We start from the raw sequence: 1085 nt of genomic DNA, 5'->3' as shown, positions 1-1085 counted from the left end.
GAGGCTGACTTCACAACCAGCGATAGTATAATTATAGGAATCTGGTCGCCAATTTACTCGTTCATCTCCTAATATAGCGAGACTGATAACCGGTTTCTGATACAAATCAAAGGCACGATAGTTATAAATATACATCCTCTGGGGGAAATTTTCTTCGTATTGACTTTGAATTTCAATATGAATCAAAATCCAGATTTCTTCACCCCTGAGTAACCAAACTTTATAGAGTTTGTCAGCAAAACGTTTTTTTGTCCTTGCTGAAGCGGAAATCCGTTTGAGTTCTTTTTCTAGGGATTCGGGAATTTGTGTCCAATCAATTAGTTGGTGAACTTCGGGGAAAAAGAAGTATAAAAACGCTTCAAAATACTCGCTTAATGCTTCTTTCCAGGGTTCATCATAATTGGCGGTTGTTTGTTTCATTATGACAATTTTAGTGGGTTGTTGTCAGAAGGCGATCGCTAACGTCAAAACTAAGCAGTTAAAGTATTTAACCAATTGATTAAATCTTCAACTGTAGAGAAATCGAATAAAGCTTCTGCTAATGCTTCGACATCATCAATACTTAACTCCATAATTTGAGTTTCTAATGAAGGATTAATCTCCCCTAACTTGCGTTTAAGTTGACGAATAATCAATGTCTTTTCCCGTTCAATACCTTGTTCGATACCTCGTTCGATACCGCGTTCAATACCTTGTTCGATACCTTGCTCGATACCGCGTTCGATACCTTGTTCAATACCTAGTTCAATACCTTGACGCATCCAACTGGTGGTAATTTGCATAACTCCCTCCTGTACAGGTTGACTAAATGTGCTAATCTCTTCTTGAAATTGTATCTCTTCCACCGTATTTAGATTGAGATAAGTATCAATAAATCCGGAAATTAATTGCATTCTCGCCGCATCTAACCTTAAAGTGATTAACAAGCGCAGACATTCCGCTTTTACCTTGGCTCGCTCTTTCTCGGCAATGTTCATCTTCGCCATCAAAGCTGAAGCAACCGGATTCGGTTGATTGAGAAAATCTCGCCAATTTAATCGATTTAACTGCACTACTTGATAGTTAAATTCTAATACCTTAAAATC

The 1085-nt window shown here is 37.8% G+C and carries 2 protein-coding genes; both read right to left on the bottom strand.

The genetic code is table 11. The features are described from left to right. Nucleotides 1-420: RpnC/YadD family protein (locus tag O9324_RS24525; RefSeq protein ID WP_288141565.1), on the bottom strand; the 420-nt coding region annotated here is incomplete at its 3' end. 50 nt (nucleotides 421-470) lie between these two features. Beyond that, nucleotides 471-1085, bottom strand: a 615-nt coding sequence (locus O9324_RS24520; RefSeq protein ID WP_288141564.1) for a DUF4351 domain-containing protein, incomplete at its 5' end; no start/stop codon positions are given.

The organism is Microcystis sp. LE19-84.1B, assembly GCF_027531875.1.
Classification (GTDB): Bacteria; Cyanobacteriota; Cyanobacteriia; order Cyanobacteriales; family Microcystaceae; genus Microcystis; species Microcystis panniformis.
This window is presented reverse-complemented; position numbering and strand designations above follow the sequence as displayed.